This window comes from Microbacterium sp. CFBP 8794 (assembly GCF_014841235.1).
GTDB lineage: Bacteria > Actinomycetota > Actinomycetes > Actinomycetales > Microbacteriaceae > Microbacterium.
The window spans coordinates 455,648-474,121 of the sequence record NZ_JACYTT010000002.1 but is presented as its reverse complement, the minus strand read 5'-3'; the positions used below and the strand labels follow the sequence as shown (position 1 = coordinate 474,121).

Genomic DNA, 18,474 nt, shown 5'->3' with positions numbered 1-18,474 from the left:
GGACCCATGCGAGTTCTGGCGGCGATGAGCGGTGGCGTCGACTCCGCGGTGGCCGCGGCCCGCGCGGTGGAGGCGGGCCACGACGTGGTGGGCGTGCACCTGGCGCTGTCGCGCGCGGGCGGAACGCTGCGCGCCGGCAGTCGCGGATGCTGCACGATCGAAGACGCGATGGACGCCCGTCGCGCCGCCGACAAGCTCGGCATGCCCTTCTACGTCTGGGATTTCTCGGAGCGTTTCCGCGACGACGTCATCGACGACTTCGTATCGGAGTACCGCGCGGGGCGCACCCCCAACCCGTGCATGCGATGCAACGAGAAGATCAAGTTCGCAGCCCTGCTGGAACGCGCTCTCGAGCTCGGCTTCGACGCCGTGTGCACCGGGCACTACGCCACGCTCATCGACACGCCCGACGGGCGGGAGCTGCACCGTGCGTCCGACAACGCCAAGGACCAGTCGTACGTGCTGGGCGTGCTGACGGCGGAGCAGTTGGCCCACACCTACTTCCCGCTGGGGTCGACCCCGTCGAAGGCCCTGGTGCGCGCCGAGGCGGCCGAGCGCGGATTGACGGTGGCACAGAAGCCCGACAGCCACGACATCTGCTTCATCCCCGACGGCGACACGCGCGGCTGGCTCGCCGACAAGGTCGGGGCCGAGCGCGGCGAGATCCTCGACCGCTCGGGCGCCGTCGTCGGCACGCACGAGGGGGCGCACGCCTTCACCGTCGGTCAGCGACGGGGCCTGTCGCTCGGCGTTCCCGCCGCCGACGGAAAGCCGCGCTTCGTGCTCGAGGTGCGCCCGATCAACAACACCGTCGTGGTGGGGCCGAAAGAGGCCCTCGCGTGCGCCGAGATCGCGGGGGAGCGCTTCACCTGGGCCGGCCGCGCGCCCGCCGACGACCGCTTCGATTGCCACGTGCAGATCCGCGCGCACGCCGACCCGGTGCCCGCTTGCGCTTCTCTGGTGGACGGTGTGCTGACGGTACGGCCCGATGCGCCCTTCGACGGCGTCGCCCCGGGCCAGACGGCTGTGCTTTACGACGGCACGCGCGTGATGGGCCAGTTCACGATCGACCGGACGGTGTCGGCGGTGCCGGTCGACGCCTGACCTTCTCGCGCGGGCGTGCGGGTCCGCCGGCGGTGATGAGCGGAGGGTGTGGGTTCGGGGGAGGGTGGATGCCGTGGCATCGGTCCTCCGTTGGTCCCCCGCACTCCGCTCATCACGCCAGTGAGGCAACCCCGACGGCGATGTCGGGACCCCTCCCTAAGCTGGAGGACGTGACCGAGCACGACCAGCTTCCCGATCTTTCTCTCGACGACGCGCGCGTCGAGGCGGCCGACCTGACGCAACGCATCGTCGACGCGCGCGAGGCGTACTACGGCCGGGACGCCGAGCTCGTCGACGACGCCACCTACGACGGATGGATGCAGAGGCTCGAGGCCATCGAGCGACTGCACCCCGAGCTGCAGGGGCAGGACAGCCCCACGCAGTCGGTGGGCGCCGCCGAGGCCACCGACCTCGCGACCATCGAGCACGCCGAGCGCATGCTGAGCCTCGACAACGTCTTCTCTCCCGACGAGCTGCGCGACTGGGCGGTGAAGACCGAGGCGGCGGCGGGTCGAGCGGTGCACTGGCTCAGCGAGCTCAAGATCGACGGCCTCGCCCTCAACCTCCGCTATGAGCACGGCGTTCTCACCTCGGCGGCCACCCGGGGTGACGGGCGCGTCGGTGAGATCGTGACCGACAACGCGCTCCGTCTCGCCGGCGTTCCGCGACAGCTGTCCGGCGAGGGGCATCCCGCCCTCGTCGAGGTGCGCGGCGAGGTGTTCATCCCCGTCGCGAAGTTCGAGAACCTCAACAGACTGCAGGGCGAGTACCGAGAGCGCGCGGTGGCCGAGTCCCGCGAGCGCGCCGCCGGTCGACGCGGCAGCCGGGCCTTCGACGAAGAGAAGGCCGAGCAGGCGGCCGCGCGACGGTTCCCCGCCTTCGCCAATCCGCGCAACGCGGCCAGCGGCGGACTGCGCCAGCAGATCGAGAAGAAGACCGGCCTCGAGCTCGAGGCCGGCCTCGCCCGCATCGACTCCCTCTCCCTTTACGTCCATGGCCTCGGCGCGTGGCCCGATCCGCCGGTCGCCGCCCAGAGCGAGATCTACGACCTGTTGGCGTCGTGGGGACTCCCCACGTCGCCGTACAGCCGGGTCGAATCGTCGATCGACGGCGTTCTGTCGTTCGTCGCGCACTACGGCGAGCACCGCCACGACGTGGAGCACGAGATCGACGGTGTCGTGGTCAAGGTCGACGAGCTGGCGCTGCACGACGAGCTCGGCGCCACGAGCCGCGCTCCGCGCTGGGCCATCGCCTACAAGTACCCGCCGGAGCAGGTCAACACGAAGCTCATCGACATCGTCGTCTCGGTCGGGCGTACCGGGCGGGCCACGCCCTTCGCCGTGATGGAGCCGGCGAAGGTCGCCGGCAGCGTGGTGCGCCAGGCCACTCTCCACAATCAAGACGTGGTCAAGGTCAAGGGCGTGCTCATCGGCGACACCGTCGTGCTTCGCAAGGCCGGCGACGTCATCCCCGAGGTCCTCGGCCCGGTGGTCGAACTGCGCGACGGCACGGAACGCGCGTTCGTCATGCCCACCGACTGTCCCGAGTGCGGCACCGCGCTGCGCCCCGCGAAAGAGGGCGACATCGACCTGCGGTGTCCGAACGCCCGCTCCTGCCCCGCGCAGGTGCGCGGGCGTGTCGAACACATCGGCTCCCGCGGCGCGCTCGACATCGAGGCGCTCGGCGAAGTGACCGCCGCGGCGCTCACCCAGCCCGAGGTCCCCGACCGCCCACCCCTCGACACCGAGGCGGGGCTGTTCGATCTCACGATCGAGCAGCTCGTCCCCATCGAGGTCGTCGTGCGCGACTCCGAGACGGGCGAGCGCAAGGTCGACCCTGACACCGGAGACCTCGTGCGTCGCGCGCCGTTCCAGAAGCTCGGCCCGGCGACGTATCCGCCGGGGACCGAGGATCTCGATCCCGCCGAGCGCCGACGCCGCGGCATCCGCAAGGATCACCGCGAGGTGCGTCCGTCGGAGCAGGCGCTGAAACTGGTGGCCGAGCTCGAGAAGGCCAAGACGAAAGACCTGTACCGTCTGCTCGTCTCGTTGAACATCCGCCATGTCGGACCGGTGGCCGCCCGCGCGCTCGCGCAGTGGTTCGGATCGCTGGATGCCATCCGCGCGGCCTCGCGAGAAGAGCTCGCCGCCGTCGAGGGCGTCGGGGGCATCATCGCCGACGCGGTCATCGACTGGTTCGAGGTCGACTGGCACCGCGAGATCGTCGAGCGATGGACGGCCGCGGGCGTGCGCTTCGCCATTCCCGGCCACCCGGGGCCGGGCGCCGCGGCAGCCGCCGGTGGTGTGCTCGCGGGGCTCACGGTCGTGGCGACCGGGTCTCTCGAGGGGTACTCCCGCGAGGGGGCGCAGGAGGCCATCCTCGCCGCCGGAGGCAAGGCCGCGTCGAGCGTGTCGAAGAAGACGGACTTCGTGGCGGCCGGCCCGGGAGCCGGGTCGAAGCTGGTGAAGGCCGAAGAGCTCGGTCTGCGCATCCTCGACGCCGCACAGTTCCGCGTGCTGGTCGAGCAAGGGCCCGCGGCTCTCGACGGCGAGGACGGCGGCAACGCGGATGCGATCGCCGACGCGACCGCTGACGTCACCGCAGACGTCACCGCAGACGGCGACGCGAGGGCTGTCGGCGACGTAGACGAAGCGACCCCCGACACGCCGAGCTCCGACACGCCCACCTCGGACGACTGAGCAGCCCCGGACACCCGCAGACGCCCCCCGGAGCGCAGACACCGCAGGCCGTTCGCGTGCGCGCGCATCCGTGGGGTCGCAACGACGGCCTGACCGCACCTACCGTGGGCGATGCCCGAGGTCCGCGCCGCGGCGAGGCGGCGGTCCCGGATCGGCCCCTCCCTCCCGCACGGAGGGGCGGAGCCGACACCGGCCCCGCCCCTCAGTGCGCGTATTACGACGTCAGCCGGCGCAGACCGCCGCGGCGTCGGTGAAGCTCTGCTGCAGCGTCTGCACCTGCTCGCCCAAGCCGTCGACGCCGCTCGGGTCGGCGACGACGCCCTCGAGGAAGGCGACGTAGTCGTTCAGCGCACCGCTCGCCTGGGCGGCGGCGGGGGCGACCTCGGTGTTCGTGATCGACGAGAAGGCGTCGTCGACGTTCGTCGCCAGGCTTTTGAAGCTCGTCATCGCCGCTTCGGGGTCGGATGAGCTCATCGACGAGCCCGCCTTGCTGACCTCTTCGAACTGCGTCTTGACGATGTCGCACGCGTCGGCCTTGGACTGATCGGCCGCCGGAGCGCCGCCTCCCGAACAACCGGCCAGCAGCAGCAGGGCCGACGCCGCCAGGGCGGCGAGCGGAGTGCGCTTGATGATCATGTGATCCCCCTCTGTCTCCCCGGGCGGATCGCTCCGGGTGGGGCTCACGATATCGAGGGCACGACGAGGGGCGCCATCTTGCACCGGGGACTTGTGTCGGAGCCGCGCGGGGCCTCTCGTTCAGCCGCCGAGCAGCTGATCGCGCACCTGCCGGCGCAACACCTTGCCGATCAGCGAGCGGGGCAGCTCGTCGACGACCACGAGACGCTTGGGCACTTTGTACGGGGTCAGGATGCCGCGCGCGAACGCCCGCACCGCCTCGGCGTCGAAGTCAGCCGGGGTGGTCGGCACGACGGCGGCGACGACGTCTTCACCCGAATGTTCGCTCGGCACGCCGACCACGGCCACATCGGCGACGGACGGGTGCTGACGCAGCACGTTCTCGACCTCGGTCGGTGCGACGTTGAAGCCGCCGGTGATGATGAGTTCCTTGATGCGGTCCACGATGCGCACGAACCCGTCGTCGTCGATCGTCACGATGTCGCCCGTGCGGAACCAGCCGTCGACGAACACCGACTCGGTCTCTTCGGGTTTGCCGTAGTAGCCCGAGAACACCTGGGGACCGCGCACGAGCAGCTCGCCCCGTTCGACGTCGGTGCGGGGGTCGTCGGGGTCGACGACGCGGCACTCGGTGCCCGGCAGGGGGAGCCCCACGGTTCCGGCGACCCGGTTGCCGGCCACGGGGTTCGCCATGAGCACGGGGGAGCACTCACTGAGCCCGTATCCCTCGACGAGGTAGCCGCCGGTGGCCTTCTCGAACGGCACGACGAGGTCGTGGGGCAGTGCCATCGCCCCCGAGATCGCGACGTCCGTTCCGGCCAGCGAGATTCCCTGGGCCTCGGCGGCGGCGAGCAGCCGTTCGGCGATCGGCGGAACGAGGGGCAGGAACGTCGCGGTGTGCTTCTTCGTCACGGCGAGCACGAGGTCGGGGTCGAACTTCGGGAAGAGCACGAGCCGCGCGCCCATCGACATCGCGAAGGTCAGGCACAGGGTCAGCCCGTAGGCGTGGAACATCGGCAGCACCGCGTAGACGACGCACCCCTCGCCGCGCACGATCTGCGGAACCCAGGCGCGGGCCTGGGCGGCGTTGGCGAGCAGGTTGGCGTGCGTGAGCATGGCGCCCTTGGGGGTGCCCGTCGTTCCGCTGGTGTACTGGATGATCGCGAGATCGTCGGCGGTCGGTCGCGGGTGCGACTCGGGCAGCGGCGCGTGACGGACGAGCTCGGTCCAGGGGGTGGCATCCCGCGTCTTCTCGGTGAGCGCGGCGCGGGACTCGCGGGCCTTCGCGATCGGCAGTCGGAGCGCGAGACGCGTGAGCCGAGGCATCGCCAGGGTGACGTCGACCGACACCAGTGTGCTCACCCGCAGGTCGGCGGGGAACTCCTGCACCGTGCGCACGACCTTGCTCCAGACGATGGCGTGCTTCGCGCCGTGGTCTTCGAACTGCCTGCGCAGCTCGCGCTGGGTGTAGAGCGGGTTGTGTTCGACGACCACCGCTCCGAGCCGGAGCACGGCGTAGAACGCCACGATGTGCTGAGGGCAGTTCGGTAGCACGATCGCGACGGGGTCTCCGGCGCGTACGCCGTGGGCCGCCAGAGCGGCTGCGGCCCGCGAGATCTGCGCCGACATGTCGGCGTAGGTCGTCTCGCGTCCGAAGAACTGCAGCGCCGGGGCGTCGGGATAGTCGCGCGTCGAGGCGTCGACGATGTCGACGAGCGAGCCGGTCTGGGCTCCGACGTTCTCGGGGACGCCGTCGGCGTAGCTGCGGGTCCAGGGACGGGGCGGGTCGAAGCGCGTCACGCGGCCAGCCTACGGCGAGGGGCGAGCGCCCCGCCGTCGGAACCGGCCCGGCGTTCCGCACAGCGGGGATACGCGCGGCATGTCACCGGTCTCCGCTCGTCCATCGCGGCCCGGCGCGCGGCGCCGCGCGAACTAGACTCGACGGGTGTCTGAAATCACTCCTGATCTCGTGCGCCATCTCGGTGTGCTCGCTCGGATCCAGTTGAGCGACGAAGAGGTCCACAGCCTCACCGGCCAGCTGGATGCCATCGTCGACAACATCGCGAAGGTGTCCGAGGTCGCAACGCCCGACGTCGTCGCCACGAGCCACCCGATCCCGCTCGAGAACGTGTTCCGCCCGGATGTCGTTCAGCAACCGCTCACGCGCGAGCAGGTGCTGCAGAACGCACCCGACCAGGCCGACGGCCGATTCCGCGTGACCGCCATCCTGGGGGAGGAACAGTGACCGACCTGACCCGCCTGAGCGCCGCCGACCTGGCCGCCGCTCTCGCCCGCAAAGAGGTGTCGAGCGTCGAGGCGACGCAAGCGCACCTCGACCGCATCGCCGCCGTCGACGGCGACGTGCACGCGTTCCTGCACGTCAGCGACCACGCCCTCGAGGTGGCGGCCGACATCGATCGCCGCCGCGCCGCGGGCGAGCAGCTCCACGAGCTCGCCGGCGTGCCCCTCGCGGTGAAGGACGTTCTCGTCACGACCGACATGCCCTCGACCAGCGGATCCAAGATCCTCGAGGGGTACATGTCGCCCTACGACGCCACCGTCGTCGCGCGCTCGCGCGCCGCGGGCCTCGTGCCCCTGGGCAAGACGAACATGGACGAGTTCGCCATGGGTTCGTCCACCGAGTTCTCGGCCTACGGTCCCACGCGCAACCCGTGGGATCTCGACCGCATCCCGGGCGGCTCCGGCGGTGGCTCCGCCGCCGCCGTGGCGGCGTTCGAAGCTCCGCTGGCCCTCGGCTCCGACACGGGCGGATCGATCCGTCAGCCCGCCCACGTGACCGGCACGGTGGGCGTCAAGCCCACGTACGGCGGAGTCAGCCGCTACGGCGCCATCGCCCTGGCATCCAGCCTCGATCAGGTGGGTCCGGTCACCCGCACCGTTCTCGACGCCGGTCTGCTGCACGACGTCATCGGCGGACACGACGCGAACGACTCGACGTCGCTCTCCGACGCGTGGCCCTCGTTCGCCGCGGCCGCCCGAGAGGGCGCCATCGGTCAGGTACTCAAGGGACTCAAGGTCGGCGTCATCCGCGAGCTCGACGACCAGGGATTCCAGAAGGGTGTCTCCGACTCGTTCCGCGCCTCGCTCACCGCGATGCAGGAGCAGGGTGCCGAGATCGTCGAGATCAGCGCCCCGCACTTCGAGTACGGTGTCGCCGCGTACTACCTGATCCTCCCCGCCGAGGCGTCGAGCAACCTCGCCAAGTTCGACTCGGTGCGTTTCGGCATGCGGGTGAACCCCCAGGGCCCCGCCACGGTCGAGAACGTCATGGCCGCCACGCGCGACGCCGGTTTCGGTCCCGAGGTCAAGCGCCGCATCATCCTCGGCACCTACGCGCTGTCGGCGGGCTACTACGACGCCTACTACGGCAGCGCCCAGAAGGTGCGCACGCTCATCCAGCAGGACTTCGACGCCGCCTTCGCCGAGGTCGACGTCATCGCGACGCCGTCGGCGCCGACCACGGCATTCCGCCTCGGCGAGAAGATCGACGACCCGCTGCAGATGTACCTCAACGACATCACCACGATCCCCGCCAACCTGGCCGGTGTCCCGGGCATCTCGGTGCCGAGCGGCCTCGCCGCCGAAGACGGCCTGCCCGTCGGCATCCAGTTCCTCGCCCCCGCCCGCGAAGACGCGCGTCTGTACCGCGTCGGCGCGGCGCTCGAGGCGCTGCTGGTCGACCAGTGGGGCGGACCGCTGTTGGACAAGGCCCCCTCTCTCACGAACGGAGCGTCGAGCTGATGGCGAAAGATGCGCTGATGGACTTCGACGAGGCGCTCGAGCGATTCGAGCCCGTCCTCGGTTTCGAGGTGCACGTCGAGCTGAACACCGCGACGAAGATGTTCTCGTCCGCGCCGAACCCGGCGAACGAGGCCCACTACGGCGCCGCGCCGAACACCCTGGTCGCGCCCGTCGACATGGGACTGCCGGGTGCGCTCCCGGTCGTGAACGCCGAGGCGATCCGTTCCTCGATCAGCCTGGGGCTCGCCCTCGGCTGCTCGATCGCGCCGTCGAGCCGCTTCGCGCGGAAGAACTACTTCTACCCCGACCTCGGCAAGAACTACCAGATCTCGCAGTACGACGAGCCGATCGCCTTCGAGGGCTCGGTCGAGGTCGAGCTGGCCGACGGAACGCTCGTGACGATTCCGATCGAACGCGCCCACATGGAAGAGGACGCCGGCAAGCTCACCCACATGGGTGGCGCGACCGGTCGCATCCAGGGCGCGGAGTACTCGCTGGTCGACTACAACCGCGCGGGTGTCCCGCTGGTCGAGATCGTCACCAAGCCGATCATCGGCGCCGAGCACTCGGCTCCCGACCTGGCGAAGGCGTACGTGGCCACGATCCGCGACATCGTGCGCGGTCTCGGCATCTCCGAGGCCAAGCTCGAGCGCGGCAACCTGCGGTGCGATGCGAACGTGTCGCTGCGTCCCCGCGGGCAAGAGAAGCTGGGCACGCGCACCGAGACGAAGAACGTCAACTCGATGCGTTCGGTCGAGCGCGCCGTGCGGTACGAGATCCAGCGCCAGGCCGCGATCCTGGCCCAGGGTGGCACGATCACGCAAGAGACGCGCCACTGGCACGAGGACACCGGTCGCACCTCTCCCGGGCGCCCGAAGTCGGATGCCGACGACTACCGCTACTTCCCCGAGCCCGACCTGCTGCCCGTCGTACCGGCTCCCGAGCTGATCGAGGAGCTGCGCGCGGCTCTTCCGGAACCCCCGGCCGCTCGTCGCCGTCGTCTGAAGGCCGAGTGGGGCTTCACCGACCTCGAGTTCCAGGACGTCGCCAACGGTGGTCTGCTCGACGCCGTCGCCGAGACGATCGCCGCCGGTGCCACCCCCGCGACCGCGCGCAAGTGGTGGACGGGTGAGATCACCCGCGTCGCCAACGCGCAGGAGCGCGACGCCGCCGACCTCGTCTCGGCCGCGCACGTCGCCGCCCTGCAGCAGCTGGTTGAGGCGGGCACCCTCACCGACAAGCTCGCCCGTCAGGTGCTCGAGGGCGTCATCGCCGGCGAGGGCACCCCGCAAGAGGTCGTCGACGCCCGCGGCCTGGCCGTGGTCTCCGACGACGGAGCGCTCATCGCGGCAATCGACGACGCCCTCGCGGCTCAGCCCGATGTGCTCGCGAAGATCCGCGACGGCAAGGTGCAGGCCGCCGGCGCCGTCATCGGCGCGGTCATGAAGGCGATGAAGGGCCAGGCCGACGCCGCGCGCGTGCGCGAGCTCGTGCTGGAGCGCGCCGCCGCCCAGTAGAATGCCCCGGATGCCACGGCACCGCCGCCCCGCGAGGGGCCGGTGCCGTGGCATCCGTCGTTTCCCGTCGGAGTCGACGCCTCCACTCCGCCCGATGTCGGAGGTCGGGGGGAGAATGGATGCCATGGGACGAGGCGACGGCACCGGGAGGCTCGTCTCGCGTCCCGACGCCGACGACACCGGCGCGGGCATCCTGCACGTCGATATGGACGCCTTCTTCGCGTCGGTCGCCGTGCTCGACGATCCCTCGCTCGCGGGCAAGCCCCTGATCATCGGCGGCTCCGAGGGCCGCGGCGTCGTGTCGAGCGCGTCGTACGAGGCGCGTCGGTACGGGGTCAAGTCGGCCATGCCCGTGGCGATCGCTCTGCGGCTCTGCCCGACGGCGATCGTCGTCAACCCGCCGTATCAGCGCTACACCGAGATGTCGCGGCAGGTCATGGCGATCTTCCATGACGTGACCCCGCTCGTCGAACCCCTGTCGATCGACGAAGCCTTTCTCGACGTGCGCGGAGCGCGCCGGCTGTGGGGGAGTCCCGCCACCATCGCCCGCGACCTGCGAGCCCGGGTCAAGGCCGAGACCGGGTTGACGTGCAGCATCGGTGTCGCGGCCACCAAGCACGTCGCCAAGATGGCGTCCACCATTTCGAAACCCGATGGACTGCTCGTCGTCTCGGCCGCCGACACCGAGGCGTTCCTTCGGCCGCGCTCGGTGCGCGCCCTGTGGGGCGTGGGCCCGAAGGCGGCCGAGGCGTTGGAGTCCCGGGGGATCCGCCTGGTGTCCGACATCCTCGACACCCCGCGGCACGCGCTCGACCAGGTGCTGGGCGCGGCCATGGGCGAGCGCATCTGGCACCTGTCGCGCGGGGTCGACGCGCGCGAGGTGCACACGGGTCGCGCCGAGAAGAGCGTGGGGCACGAAGAGACATTCCACACCGACATCTCCGACACGCGCACCCTGCACGTCGAGTTCCGTCGACTCGCCGACCGCGTCGGGGCCCGCTTGCGCGCGCAGCAGTACGAGGCGTCGACGATCGCGATCAAGGTGCGTTTCTCGGACTTCACCACGCTCAGCCGTTCGCGCACGCTCGCCGAGCCCACCTCGGTCGGACAGCGCATCGGCGACGCCGCGATCGAGCTGTTCGATTCCATCGACCGCCGCCAGGCGGTGCGTCTGGTGGGCGTGCGGGGCGAGAAGCTCAAGCCCGCGGCCATGGCGGCGACGCTCTGGGACGACGATGCCGAGTGGCGTCGCATCGAGGGAGCGCTCGACGGGGCCACGGCGCGCTTCGGGCGCGGTGCGGTGACACGGGGGTCGCTCCTCGGCCCCACGCGCGGCGGGGGCGCTCTGCCCACCAACCCCCGGCCGTCGTACGACCACTGACACGCCGTCGGCGTCGACGCAACGCCCTTGGGCCGCTGATCCCCGGGCCGGTACGGTGGGCTCATGCCCAACATCGCTCTGGAACTCGGCCAGCAGTCCACCCACTTCGGCGTCACCTCCGCCTACGGCGAGCAGCAGGACGTCGACGGCGTGCGCATCGTTCCCGTCGCCCTGGTGTGGGCCGGGTACGGCGGCGGCTCCGACGAGCAGGGCAACGGCGGCGGTGGCGGCGGTGGCTACACCCTGCCGCTCGGTGCCTACATCCGCCGCGGCGACGACCTGCGGTTCGACCCGAACCTCGTGTCGCTGCTCGCCGTCGGCATCCCGTTCGTGTGGGTCGCCGGTCGCGCGCTCAGCCGTGTCATCCGCGCCCTCAAGAAGTAGCGCAGACCCCGTCGACGACGCCCTCGGCGCGGCGACGGCCTCCGTCGTGGCGCGCGTCAGCGCCCTCGGCGTGGCGAATCCGGTGATCGTCGTCGACGGCCGCAGCGGCGCGGGCAAGAGTTCTCTCGCGCGTCGGCTCGTCGCCGCGTGGCCGGGTCGCGGTCGGGTGCAGCTCGTGGCCCTCGACGATCTCTATCCCGGATGGGGCGGGCTCGCCGCGGGGGCGGAGTACGCCCGCGAAACCGTGTTGACACCGCACGCGCGGGGCATGGTGGGCGTCTGGCAGCGGTGGGATTGGCAGAGCGACGCGCGCGCCGAGGCACACGCCGTCGACCCGTCTCTTCCTCTCGTCGTCGAGGGCGCCGGGGTGCTCACTCCGGAGTCGGCGCGCCTGGCCGATGTCACGGTGTGGGTCGACGCGCCATCGTCCTCCCGCAAGCACCGCGCGCTGGACCGAGACGGCGACACCTACCGACCGCACTGGGACGGCTGGGCGGCGCAAGAGGAGCAGCATCTCGTCGCGCACGATCCGGTGTCGTTGGCCTCGGTGGTCGTGCGGGTGCCGTAACGCGCCGACGAGTCCGGCGCCTGGTCGGCACGACGTGCAGAACGCCCCGTGACCGCCCGCGCGCCAGGGGCACGGCATTCGGAACTCTCCGCGTTCAGCGCCGATCGAGAGCGGTGACGAGGCCGTCGAGACGGTAGCCGATCCAGTCGTAGATGCCGAAGCGCGGATCGTCGGGCTGGTGGTCGTCTTCGCTCTGGATGCCGAGACGCGTGGCCAGTACGAGCCGCACGGCCGAGAGGGTGCGCATCCACGCCAGGGCCTCGGTCTCACAGAGTGCGACCGAGATCGTGGCATCCGGATCGTCGTCGGCGTCGAGGTCGCCGCCGTCCATGCCCAATGTCCGCAGCACGATCGCGGCGTCGTCGGCCCGCCGTCCGAGCAGGTCGTCGCCCGTGAGGCGGCGGAACTCGCGCGTGGCGTCGTCGTCGTCGGGATAGGCGTCGGGCAGCAGTCGTGCCACGGCGGGGTCGTCGTCGCGTCGACTGTCGGCGATCACGTCGCGGAACTGACCCACGATGCCGGCCAGGTGGAGGGCTTCGAGACCACTGATCTCGAGCACCACGATCTGCTCGCTCACGCGGGCTCCTTCCGCACGGTGGCCCAGAGTCCGAAGTCGTGCATCGCGTGCGTGTGGGCTTCCATGACTTCGCGGGGACCGCGCGCCACGACGGCGTGCCCGTCGTGGTGGACGGCGAGCATGAGTCGCTCGGCCGTGGCGGTGTCGAAGCCGAAGTAGGTGCGAAAGACGTGGCGCACGTAGCTCATGAGGTTGACGGGGTCGTTCCACACGACCGTCTGCCACGACGACGGCGGCTGCGCGCGCAGGTCGGTCTCGTCCACGACGTCGAGGTCGGGTGTCGCGAGCCCGGCCATCATGCCCATCCCAGCTCGTGCAGACGCTCGTCGTCGATGCCGTAGAAGTGCGCGATCTCGTGCACGAGCGTGGTGTGGATCTCGTCGCGCAACTCGCCCTCGTCGTCGCACGCGGCGAGGTGGGGTTCGCGGTACAGGATGATCCTGTCGGGCAGTTCGCCGACGCCGTAGCGCTCGCGCTCGGTCAGTGCCCACCCGTCGTACAGGCCCAGCAGATCGAGGGAGCCGTCTTCGGGGCGGTCTTCGACGACGAACACCACGTTGTCGAGCCCGTCGACCATGTCGTCGGGCAGGCGGTCGAGTTCATCGACGACCAGGCGTTCGAACGCTTCGGCGTCGAGGTCGAGGGCCGCGCGCGTGTCGGCGTCGTCGTTCACGGCGGGCCTCCCGGGGTCGCAAGCCGATCGATGGATGCCGAGCCGGCGACGCCGGCGGACACAGACGATTCTACGGGCGCTGCGCCCGGGAGTCCGGGACCACGAAAGCCCGGCGAGAGGTCTCGACCGGGCTTTCGTGGGTGTGGGGTGGCTAACGGGACTTGAACCCGCGACCCCCGCGACCACAACGCGGTGCTCTACCGACTGAGCTATAGCCACCATGTGTCCGCCGCAGCAGACAACTGAACGATTATGTCATAGGTCCAGCGCGAACGACGACACGGCCGAGGCCGAGACGACCTTCGCCTCGTCGCTGGTGGGGCCCGGCTGCGGCACGAAGACCGCGGCGCGGTAGTAGGCGAGTTCGCGGATCGATTCGCGGATGTCGGCGAGGGCGCGGTGCCCGCCGTGCTTCGCGGGCGCCTGGAAATACGCGCGCGGGTACCAGCGGCGCGACAGCTCTTTGATGCTCGACACGTCGACGTTGCGATAGTGCAGCCAGCGGTCGACGCGCGGCATGTACTTGGCGAGGAACATGCGGTCGGTGCCGATGGTGTTGCCCGCCAGCGGGGCCTTGCCCTCGACGGGCGCGAACCGCTGGATGTACTCGAGCGCCTGGAACTCGGCGTCGGCGAGGCTGACCCCGTGGGGGATCTCGTCGAGCAGTCCCGACGAGCGATGCATGTCGGTGACGAACTCGCCCATGTTGTCCAACGCGGAGTCATCGGGCTTGATCACGATCTGGAAGCCGGGGTCGAGCACGTTGAGCTCGAAATCGGTCACGACGACGGCGATCTCGACGAGCTCGTCGACCGCGAGGTCGAGTCCCGTCATCTCGCAGTCGATCCAGACGAGACGGTCGTTCTCGGAGGCGTTCACCATCCCCTCAGTCTAGTGAGGGGCTCCGACACGGCATCTGGTCCCCCAGACACGATTCGAACGTGTGACCGGCGGATTAGAAGGCCGCTGCTCTATCCACTGAGCTACTGGGGGTCTGCTCCAGGATATCCGTCGGGCCGTTCCGTCGACACCAGCCCCTGGTGCGGCCGGACGCGCGAGCGTAATCTGCCGCCATCGAGAGCGAAGGAGCACTCATGTCTGAGACCATCACGCACCGCCGTCTCTGGGTCGCGTACGGCCCCTCCGGGGTCGTCGGCAAGATCCAGAAGGATGCCGAGGGCTACGCCGTCCACATGGCGGGCAAGGACGAGCGGCTGGGGGTCTATCCGTCGATGGAGATCGCCAAGAACGCGCTGCATTCGCACCTGAAGCCCGGCAGCGATCGCCCCGAGTTCCGGGAGCACTGAGCGTTCGAGGTCACACCCGGACCGGGCGGCGCGCGCGTCGCGACGGTTCGGGCGTGGCCAGGAGCGGAAGCGCGATGTGGACCAGGGGTCCGATACCGAGGGCGAACACGACGGTGCCGATCCCCACCGTTCCGCCCAGCATCCACCCCAGGACGAGCACGCTGCCCTCGACCCCGAGGCGGCAGGCCCAGATGGGCCATCCGAAGCGCGCGTGCATGCCCGTCATGAGGCCGTCGCGCGGACCGGGGCCGAAGCGCGCGCCGATATACAGACCGGATGCCACGGCCACCAGGACGACGCCCGCCACGAGCATCGCCGCCTGAATCCAGAACACGTCGGGGTGGGGGAGGACACCGAGTGCCACCTGCATGCTCGTCCCCACGAGAAGGATGTTCGCGACGGTACCCACGCCCGGCTTCTGGCGGAGGGGGATCCAGAGCAGCAGGACCCCCAGGCCCACGATGTTGGTGATCCATCCGATGCCGATCCCGGACACCCGCGAGATGCCCTGCGCGAAGACCGTCCACGGGTCGACGCCGAGGCCCGCGGCGACGGTGAACGCGCAGCCCACGCCATAGAGCGCGAGTCCGACGATGAGACGGGTGATGCGGGAGAACATGAAGGAATCCAATCACGTGATTGGCTTGGTCGAATAAGGCCAATACGGATACCGTGGCCCCATGGATTCCCGCATCTCCGCCCGCGCTCTGGCTGAAGCACTCGGGGGGTGGCGGGGGACCGGCCCGGCGTACGAGGCTCTGGCCGACGGCGTCAGACTGCTCTGCCTCGACAACCGCCTCGCGCCCGCGACCGCGTTGCCCGCCGAACGCGAACTCGCGACGGCGCTGTCGCTGAGCCGCACGACCGTCGCCGCCGCGTATCGCAGCCTGCGGGACACCGGCCACATCGAGAGTCTTCGCGGCAGCGGGAGCGTCACCCTTCCCGTGGGGCGCAACGATCCCGGACGCTACGAGGCCGACGACACGATCATCGACCTGCAGCAGGCCAGCCCGGCGGCGTGGCCGGGGCTTCCGGCCGTCGTCTCGGAAGTGGCCCAAGGCGCCCCGGCGCTGGTCGCCCGGATCGGCTACGACGTGGTCGGCGATCCGACACTGCGCTCGGCGATCGCCGAACGCTATGTGCGGCGCGGTATGCCGACGGACCCCGATCAAATCCTCGTCACGACCGGTGCGCAGAGCGCGATCCACCTGATCGCGTCGATCCTGCTGACGCGCGCCGACCGAGTGATGATCGAGACGCCGACCTATCCGCACGCCGCGGACGCATTCCGTCGTGTCGGCGCGCGCCTGGTCGGCGTTCCCGTCGACCCCGAGCGCGGCTGGGACCTGGAGCGGGCGGCACAGACCTTCGCGCGTGCCCTGCCGACCCTGGCGTACCTCATGCCCGACTTCCACAACCCCACCGGCCGCACCATGACCTCGCTCGAGGCGGCGACCTTCGTCGAGGGCGCCCGTCGGGTGGGGAGCGTGCTGATGCTCGATGAGACGACGGCGGAACTCGACATCGATCGGCGCGGGACGGCCGCGCCGTTCCCGGACGACGACCGGATCATTCGTGTGGCGTCGCTCGGCAAGACCGTGTGGGGCGGGCTCCGCGTCGGATGGATCCGCGCCGCGCCCGACATCATCCGACGGCTCGCCGCCGGTCGCCCGGTGCACGACCTGGGCACACCCGAGTTCGAGCAGGCCATCGCGGCGCGTCTCGTTCCCCGGCTGGACGAGATCTCGGTGCAGCGCGGCGACCTGTTGCGCGCCGGACGGGACAGCCTGGTCGCGGCGCTTCGCCGAACCTTCCCCGAGTGGGAGGTGCCCGAACCTTCCGGTGGCGTCTCGCTGTGGGTGGGCATCGGACACCCGCTCAGCACCCCGCTGGTGATGAACGCGCGGGCGCGCGGGCTGGCGTTGTCGGCGGGTTCGCGCTTCGCGGTCGAAGGAGGCCACGATCGCCGGCTGCGGCTGCCCTTCACCGCGGCACCCCCGACCCTCGAGCGCGCGGTCGGTATTCTGCGGACCGCCTGGGACGACGTGCGCGGCGGCGGTTCGGTGGCAGCGCGCGACGAGCTCGCGACGGTGGTCTGACGTCGGTCGAGCTGCGTCGGCGCGCGGGGCGCGGTCGCGCGGCTGAGCCGGGGGAGGGCGGTGTCGGCGTCTGAGCGCGCGGAGCGCGGTGCCGGCGGCTGAGCCCGCGGGGCACCGGGTCAGCGGCTGTACCGCAGGCACTCGAAGGCCTCGGATGACGACCAGAACGCGCCGAGCTCACGGAAGCGTCCCGACGCGGCATGGAAGCGCTCGGCGGTGTACCGCCAGCCCCCCTCGGCCGCGATCGCGCGAATGTGACCCACCACGAGGCCGCGTGGGTCGGCAACGCGCCACAGACCCGCGGCGACATGGGTCGCCGCGCCCCACCCGGCCGGACGCGGAGCCGGGGCGAGGTCGTTCCAGAGTGCGGTGCTCATGCGGACACGGTAGAACCAACCTCCGACATCGCCGCGGACGGGAGATCTCACCCGTCCTCCCCACGACAGGGATCGCTCGATCCCTCCCCGGATGTGCGGTTCGGGCCCGCGCGGACCAGGCGGGTGCGGTCATTCTGGCGGGGCTCCGGCATCCGTCGGGCACACGGATGCCGGAGCGCACCACACACACCGAGAGGACTTCATCATGAGCGACCACATCACCCTGGTGGGCAACATCGTCGGCGATCTCGAGCAGCGCTCGACGCGCGGAGGCGGGACCGTCGCGGCGTTCCGTCTCGCCGTCGGCGAGCGACGTCTCGATCGGGAACGCGGCGAATGGGTCGACGGGCACACCAGCTTCTATGCCGTGTCCGTCTTCGGCGAGTTGGGGGCGCACGCGCTGCGGTCGTTCCAAAAGGGGGAGCGCATCATCCTCAACGGTCGCCTGCGGCTGCGGGAATGGGAGACCGAGAGCAAACGCGGCGTCAGCGCCGACGTCACCGCCGAGGCGATCGGCCACGATCTGCGGTGGGGGATCTCGCGCTTCGAACGCACACCGCGGCCGGAGTCGTCGAATGCTCCCGCGGGCCCCGCGGTCGTGGCGGCGGCATCGGCCGGACGAACGGCGGCGGCGGCCGAAAGCGACGCCGACGGATGGGCACTTCCGGGAGGGGAGTCGCCCGAGGCGGCGACACGCGACGAGACCGAGTCCGGCGCTGCCGCCGACTCGTCCGCCGAGCCCGTCGACGTGCCCTTCTGAGACGGTCGGCGCGGGGGCGGAGGCCGTCGAGGCTGCGGTCGCGGGCCGCGTCCGTAGGATTGACCGCGTGTCCCGCTCCCACGGTCGTCCCCTCGCCGCTCTGACTCTTCTGGCCGTGCTGTCGCTGGCCGGCTGTACGGGCGGCCAGTCGCCGACGACGCCCGAGGGATCCGCGACGCCTGCGGCCATCGCCACCGAGGGGACGACTCCCTCCGACGCAGGTGCCGCCACCAGCGCTCCGGCGCCGGTCGCACTCGTGCCGAACGGAACCGCCGCCGAGAACCTCCCGTTCTTCACGCAGGTCGTCGGTGCGGTCTGGTCCGGACCCGATCAGGTCGCCGGTCGTGCCTACATCGACGCCCTCGCCGCAGCCGGGTTCGACAAGGGGTCGATGCAGGTCACGGCCGACCAGACCACGATCGGCAACCCCGCCGAGAGCATCGAGTTCTCGGTGCGCCTCGGTGGCGACTGCCTGGTCGGTCAGGTCGGTCCCTCGATCGGCAACCCCGTGTCGACGGTGCTTCCCGGGTTGTCGGCCGGGGGCTGTCTGATCGGACAGACGCGCACGATCGACTGGTGAGCCTTCGCGCCCGATCCGGGCGCGGCCCTTGGCTGCGCGTGCCCTCCCTC

Annotated in this window: 20 protein-coding genes and 2 tRNA genes; 12 read left to right on the top strand and 10 right to left on the bottom strand. The window is 70.7% G+C overall.

Going from position 1 to position 18,474, the window contains the following annotated elements; all coding sequences use genetic code 11:
* Positions 1-6: 6 nt before the first annotated feature.
* Both mnmA and ligA read left to right on the top strand, forming a co-directional pair.
* Positions 7-1,104: a tRNA 2-thiouridine(34) synthase MnmA gene (gene mnmA, locus IFU19_RS06090; protein WP_192013200.1), complete on the top strand. Its 1,098-nt coding sequence runs from the start codon at positions 7-9 to the stop codon at positions 1,102-1,104.
* A 140-nt stretch (positions 1,105-1,244) separates the two neighbouring features.
* Positions 1,245-3,803 (top strand): NAD-dependent DNA ligase LigA, encoded by a 2,559-nt coding sequence (gene ligA, locus IFU19_RS06085; protein ID WP_249405351.1) that lies wholly within the window; start codon positions 1,245-1,247, stop codon positions 3,801-3,803.
* A 222-nt stretch (positions 3,804-4,025) separates the two neighbouring features.
* On the opposite strand, the gene IFU19_RS06080 is transcribed toward ligA, so the two are convergent.
* Both IFU19_RS06080 and IFU19_RS06075 read right to left on the bottom strand, forming a co-directional pair.
* Positions 4,026-4,439 carry a hypothetical protein gene (locus tag IFU19_RS06080; RefSeq protein ID WP_055836747.1) on the bottom strand — a complete coding sequence of 138 codons (414 nt, stop codon included), beginning with the start codon at positions 4,437-4,439 and terminating at the stop codon, positions 4,026-4,028.
* Between the two features lie 120 nt (positions 4,440-4,559).
* The gene (locus tag IFU19_RS06075) at positions 4,560-6,239 is read right to left on the bottom strand and encodes a long-chain-fatty-acid--CoA ligase (protein WP_192013199.1); all 1,680 of its coding nucleotides are present in this window, start codon (positions 6,237-6,239) and stop codon (positions 4,560-4,562) included.
* A 145-nt stretch (positions 6,240-6,384) separates the two neighbouring features.
* Here IFU19_RS06075 and gatC point away from each other — a divergent pair, with 145 nt between their 5' ends.
* The 6 genes from gatC (at position 6,385) to IFU19_RS06045 (ending at position 12,051) form a co-directional block, all read left to right on the top strand.
* Positions 6,385-6,684 carry an Asp-tRNA(Asn)/Glu-tRNA(Gln) amidotransferase subunit GatC gene (gatC, locus tag IFU19_RS06070; protein ID WP_055836752.1) on the top strand — a complete coding sequence of 100 codons (300 nt, stop codon included), beginning with the start codon at positions 6,385-6,387 and terminating at the stop codon, positions 6,682-6,684.
* On the top strand, positions 6,681-8,201 hold the full coding sequence (gene gatA, locus IFU19_RS06065) for an Asp-tRNA(Asn)/Glu-tRNA(Gln) amidotransferase subunit GatA (RefSeq protein WP_192013198.1): 1,521 nt from the start codon (positions 6,681-6,683) through the stop codon (positions 8,199-8,201). Before gatC ends, gatA begins: the two co-directional genes overlap by 4 nt.
* Positions 8,201-9,718, top strand: a complete 1,518-nt coding sequence (gene gatB / locus IFU19_RS06060) for an Asp-tRNA(Asn)/Glu-tRNA(Gln) amidotransferase subunit GatB (RefSeq protein WP_192013197.1) — start codon at positions 8,201-8,203, stop codon at positions 9,716-9,718. Before gatA ends, gatB begins: the two co-directional genes overlap by 1 nt.
* Before the next feature lie 124 nt (positions 9,719-9,842).
* Complete coding sequence (locus IFU19_RS06055) at positions 9,843-11,099, top strand: DNA polymerase IV (RefSeq protein ID WP_055836763.1); 1,257 nt, start codon at positions 9,843-9,845, stop codon at positions 11,097-11,099.
* Between the two features lie 63 nt (positions 11,100-11,162).
* Positions 11,163-11,483: a hypothetical protein gene (locus tag IFU19_RS06050; protein ID WP_055836765.1), complete on the top strand. Its 321-nt coding sequence runs from the start codon at positions 11,163-11,165 to the stop codon at positions 11,481-11,483.
* Entirely contained in the window at positions 11,458-12,051 is a 594-nt protein-coding gene (locus IFU19_RS06045) for a hypothetical protein (protein WP_192013196.1), read from the top strand. Before IFU19_RS06050 ends, IFU19_RS06045 begins: the two co-directional genes overlap by 26 nt.
* Before the next feature lie 94 nt (positions 12,052-12,145).
* Here the strand turns inward: IFU19_RS06045 and IFU19_RS06040 are convergent, their stop codons facing one another.
* The 6 genes from IFU19_RS06040 to IFU19_RS06015 form a co-directional block, all read right to left on the bottom strand.
* A complete protein-coding gene (locus IFU19_RS06040) occupies positions 12,146-12,628 on the bottom strand; it encodes a DUF2017 family protein (RefSeq protein WP_342343379.1) in 483 nt (160 codons plus the stop codon).
* Positions 12,625-12,933, bottom strand: a complete 309-nt coding sequence (clpS, locus tag IFU19_RS06035) for an ATP-dependent Clp protease adapter ClpS (protein ID WP_055939876.1) — start codon at positions 12,931-12,933, stop codon at positions 12,625-12,627. Before clpS ends, IFU19_RS06040 begins: the two co-directional genes overlap by 4 nt.
* A complete protein-coding gene (locus tag IFU19_RS06030) occupies positions 12,924-13,205 on the bottom strand; it encodes a metallopeptidase family protein (protein WP_374754289.1) in 282 nt (93 codons plus the stop codon). Before IFU19_RS06030 ends, clpS begins: the two co-directional genes overlap by 10 nt.
* A gap of 239 nt (positions 13,206-13,444) precedes the next feature.
* A tRNA-His gene (locus IFU19_RS06025) sits at positions 13,445-13,520 on the bottom strand.
* 36 nt (positions 13,521-13,556) lie between these two features.
* Positions 13,557-14,183, bottom strand: a complete 627-nt coding sequence (orn, locus tag IFU19_RS06020; protein WP_055836780.1) for an oligoribonuclease — start codon at positions 14,181-14,183, stop codon at positions 13,557-13,559.
* Between the two features lie 35 nt (positions 14,184-14,218).
* Positions 14,219-14,294: transfer RNA gene (locus IFU19_RS06015), tRNA-Arg, on the bottom strand.
* A 101-nt stretch (positions 14,295-14,395) separates the two neighbouring features.
* On the opposite strand from IFU19_RS06015, the gene IFU19_RS06010 reads away from it, so the two are divergent.
* Entirely contained in the window at positions 14,396-14,608 is a 213-nt protein-coding gene (locus tag IFU19_RS06010) for a hypothetical protein (RefSeq protein ID WP_055836783.1), read from the top strand.
* A gap of 10 nt (positions 14,609-14,618) precedes the next feature.
* On the opposite strand, the gene yczE is transcribed toward IFU19_RS06010, so the two are convergent.
* Complete coding sequence (gene yczE, locus IFU19_RS06005) at positions 14,619-15,227, bottom strand: membrane protein YczE (protein ID WP_192013195.1); 609 nt, start codon at positions 15,225-15,227, stop codon at positions 14,619-14,621.
* Between the two features lie 61 nt (positions 15,228-15,288).
* Between yczE and yczR the strand changes: the two genes are divergently transcribed.
* Positions 15,289-16,707, top strand: coding sequence for a MocR-like transcription factor YczR (gene yczR / locus IFU19_RS06000; protein ID WP_192013194.1), 1,419 nt, complete (start codon positions 15,289-15,291; stop codon positions 16,705-16,707).
* A gap of 119 nt (positions 16,708-16,826) precedes the next feature.
* Here the strand turns inward: yczR and IFU19_RS05995 are convergent, their stop codons facing one another.
* Entirely contained in the window at positions 16,827-17,084 is a 258-nt protein-coding gene (locus tag IFU19_RS05995; RefSeq protein ID WP_191914978.1) for a hypothetical protein, read from the bottom strand.
* A gap of 205 nt (positions 17,085-17,289) precedes the next feature.
* Between IFU19_RS05995 and IFU19_RS05990 the strand changes: the two genes are divergently transcribed.
* On the top strand, positions 17,290-17,844 hold the full coding sequence (locus IFU19_RS05990) for a single-stranded DNA-binding protein (RefSeq protein WP_192013193.1): 555 nt from the start codon (positions 17,290-17,292) through the stop codon (positions 17,842-17,844).
* A gap of 67 nt (positions 17,845-17,911) precedes the next feature.
* A complete protein-coding gene (locus tag IFU19_RS05985; RefSeq protein WP_070407882.1) occupies positions 17,912-18,424 on the top strand; it encodes a DUF6993 domain-containing protein in 513 nt (170 codons plus the stop codon).
* Positions 18,425-18,474 lie beyond the last annotated feature (50 nt).